Genomic DNA, 3,644 nt, shown 5'->3' with positions numbered 1-3,644 from the left:
CCCCTCCCCCACTGCTCCCCCACCGCGGGGTGTGAGTCGCGTCCCGGGTCGGCGTGCCGGGAGTCGCCTCTTGCCTCTTGGTTACCGGCTAGTAGCATGGGTGTCGGATTGCAAGTCCGGAGGATCACCGCGGCTCCCGGGACGCTGCCGGGGCGCCGTGCCACCGGGCCGCGCCGGGCCCCGGCGCACGCCGCGCACCGCACCTGGAGGAGAGCCATCGTGCCTCGTACCGTCAGGGACGTCGTCTTCGTCGACGGCGTCCGCACCCCGTTCGGAAAAGCGGGCCCCAAGGGGATGTACCACGAGACCCGCGCGGACGACCTGGTCGTCAAGTGCATCCGTGAGCTGCTGCGCCGCAACCCCGACCTGCCGCCGGAGCGGGTCGACGAGGTGGCGATCGCCGCGACCACCCAGATCGGCGACCAGGGCCTGACCATCGGCCGCACCGCCGCGCTGCTCGCCGGACTGCCGAGCACCGTCCCCGGGTACGCCATCGACCGTATGTGCGCGGGCGCGATGACCGCCGTGACCACCACCGCCGGTTCGATCGCCTTCGGCGCCTACGACGTGGTCGTGGCGGGCGGCGTGGAGCACATGGGCCGCCACCCGATGGGCGAGGGCGTGGACCCCAACCCGCGCTTCGTCTCCGAGAAGCTGGTGGACGAGTCCGCCATGTTCATGGGGATGACCGCCGAGAACCTGCACGACCGCTTCCCGCACCTGACCAAGGCGCGCGCCGACGAGTACGCCGTGCGCAGCCAGGAGAGGGCCGCCAAGGCGTACGCCGACGGGAAGATCCAGCGCGACCTGGTGCCGATCTCCATCCGGCGCACCAACCCCGAGGCCGGCGAGACCGGTTGGGGCCTGGCCTCCGCCGACGAGCCGATGCGTCCGGGCACCACCCTGGAACAGCTGGCCGGCCTGAAGACCCCGTTCCGTCCGCACGGTCGGGTCACCGCCGGTAACGCGGCGGGCCTGAACGACGGCGCGACCGCCTCGCTGCTGGCCGCCGAGGACGTGGCCCGCGAGCTGGGCCTGCCGGTGGCCATGCGGCTGGTCTCCTACGCCTTCGCGGGCGTGGCGCCGGAGGTGATGGGCGTCGGCCCCGTGCCCGCCACCGAGAAGGCGCTGGCCAAGGCCGGCCTGTCGATGGAGGACATCGGCCTGCTGGAGATCAACGAGGCCTTCGCCGTCCAGGTGCTGGCCCTGCTGGACCACTACGGCATCGCCGACGACGACCCGCGGGTCAACCGGTACGGCGGCGCGATCGCCTTCGGTCACCCGCTGGCCTCCTCCGGCGTGCGGCTGATGACCCAGCTGGCCCGGCAGTTCGAGGAGCAGCCGCACGTGCGCTACGGCCTGACCACGATGTGTGTCGGCTTCGGCATGGGCGGGACCGTCATCTGGGAGAACCCCCACTGGGAGGGCAAGTGAGCAACACCGCCGAACTTCTCAAGGGAGCGGCCGAGCTGTTCCCCGACGAGGTCGTGACCTCCGCGCACGTCCGGCACCTGGACCTGCCGCAGGGGGCGGGGCGGTTCGCCCTGATCACCGTGGACAACGGCCTGGACCACACCAAGCCGACCACCTTCGGCCCGCAGTCGCTGGCCAACCTGAACGAGGCGCTGGACGTCGTCGAGGAGGAGGCGCGGCGCGGTGAGATCGTCGGCGTCGGCCTGACCGGCAAGCCGTTCATCTTCGCCGTGGGCGCCGACCTCAAGGGCGTGGCCCTGCTGCGCGAGCGCGAGCAGGCGCTGGCCATCGGCCGCGGCGGACACGAGGTGTTCAAGCGCTTCTCCTCGCTGGGCGTGCCCAGCTTCGCCTACTACAACGGCGCGGCGATGGGTGGCGGTGTCGAGGTCGGCCTGCACTGCACCTACCGGACCGTCACCCGGCAGCTGCCGGCCTTCGCGCTGCCCGAGGTCTTCCTCGGTCTGGTGCCCGGCTGGGGCGGCTGCGGGCTGCTGCCGAACCTGATCGGCGCCGAGCGCGCGGTGCGGGTGATCATCGAGAACGCGCTCAACCAGAACCGCATGCTCAAGGGCCCGCAGGTCCACGAGCTGGGCATCGCCGACGCGATCTTCGACGCCGCGGACTTCCTGGAGCAGTCGCTGATCTGGACCTCCGCGGTGCTGCGCGGCGAGCTGGAGGTCGAGCGGCCCGCGATCGACCGCGGCGAGGCGTGGGATGCGGCCGTGCAGCGGGGTCGGGAGTTCGCCGACTCCAAGGTGCACGGCGCCGCCCCGGCCGCCTACCGGGCGCTGGACATCATCTCCGCGGCGAAGTCCGGCGACCTGCGGGCCGCCTTCGCCGCCGAGGACGAGGCGCTGGCCGACCTCATCATGGGCGAGGAGCTGCGCAGCGGCATCTACTCCTTCAACCTGGTGCAGCGGCGTGCCAAGCGGCCCGTCGGCGCCCCGGACAAGTCGCTGGCGCGGCCGGTCACCAAGGTCGGCATCGTCGGCGCGGGCCTGATGGCCTCCCAGCTGGCGCTGCTGTTCGCCCGCCGCCTGCGGGTGCCGGTGGTGCTCACCGACATCGACCGCGAGCGGGTCGACAAGGGCGTGGGCTGGGTGCACGAGCAGATCGACATGCTGCACCTGAAGGGCCGGCTCGACAAGGACGGCGCCAACCGCCTCAAGGGCCTGGTGACCGGCGAGCTGGACAAGGCCGCCGCCTTCTCCGACGCCGACTTCGTCATCGAGGCCGTCTTCGAGGAGATGGGCGTCAAGCAGCAGGTGTTCGCGGAGCTGGAGGCGGTCGTGCCCGAGCACGCCGTGCTGGCCACCAACACCAGCTCGCTGTCGGTGAGCGAGATGGCCTCGCAGCTCAAGCACCCCGAGCGGGTGGTCGGCTTCCACTTCTTCAACCCGGTGGCCGTGCTGCCGCTGCTGGAGATCGTGCGGGCCGAGAGGACCGACGACGCCTCCCTGGCGACCGCCTTCGCGGTGGCCAAGCAGTTGAAGAAGACGGCCGTGCTGGTCAAGGACGCCCCGGCGTTCGTGGTCAACCGCGTCCTGACCCGCTTCATGGGCGAGGTGCTCGGCGCGATCGACGAGGGCACCCCGGCGGAGACCGCCGACCGCGCCCTGGCCCCGCTGGGGCTGCCGATGTCCCCGATCCAGCTGCTGGAGCTGGTCGGCCCTGCGGTGGCGCACCACGTGGCGGGCACCCTGCACGACGCCTTCCCGGAGCGGTTCGGGGTCTCCCCGAACCTGGACCGGGTGGTGAAGGCCGGGAAGCGGGCCTTCTACCGGCACGACTCCGGCACCCCGGAGCTGGACCCGGAGGTGATGGCGCTCTTCGAGACCGGTGACACCGTGCTGACCGAGGAGCAGGTTCGCGAGCGGGCGCTGAACGCCATCGCCGAGGAGATCGGGCTGATGCTCGACGAGGGCGTGGTGGCCGAGGCGCAGGACATCGACCTGTGCCTGATCACCGGCGCGGGCTGGCCCTTCCACCTGGGCGGCATCACCCCCTACCTGGACCGCACGGGCGTCTCCGAGCGGGTGCTGGGTCGGCGGCTGCTGCCGACCGGTGAGGCGAGCGTGCCCACCTTCTGAGCCGGTCCCCGGTCCGGTTCCTCCCGGCGCCCGGTCGCACCCCCCGGCGGGGCGCGACCGGGCGCCGGCGCGTTCGTGCCC

The 3,644-nt window shown here is 72.3% G+C and carries 2 protein-coding genes; both read left to right on the top strand.

Features of this window, described 5'->3' with window-relative positions:
* Positions 1-219: 219 nt before the first annotated feature.
* Positions 220-1,434 (top strand): thiolase family protein, encoded by a 1,215-nt coding sequence (locus FNQ90_RS15940; RefSeq protein ID WP_182606996.1) that lies wholly within the window; start codon positions 220-222, stop codon positions 1,432-1,434.
* Positions 1,431-3,563 (top strand): 3-hydroxyacyl-CoA dehydrogenase NAD-binding domain-containing protein, encoded by a 2,133-nt coding sequence (locus FNQ90_RS15935; protein WP_182606995.1) that lies wholly within the window; start codon positions 1,431-1,433, stop codon positions 3,561-3,563. Before FNQ90_RS15940 ends, FNQ90_RS15935 begins: the two co-directional genes overlap by 4 nt.
* Positions 3,564-3,644 lie beyond the last annotated feature (81 nt).

The sequence above is a fragment of the Streptomyces alkaliphilus genome (assembly GCF_014141535.1).
Classification (GTDB): Bacteria; Actinomycetota; Actinomycetes; order Streptomycetales; family Streptomycetaceae; genus Streptomyces; species Streptomyces alkaliphilus.
This window is presented reverse-complemented; position numbering and strand designations above follow the sequence as displayed.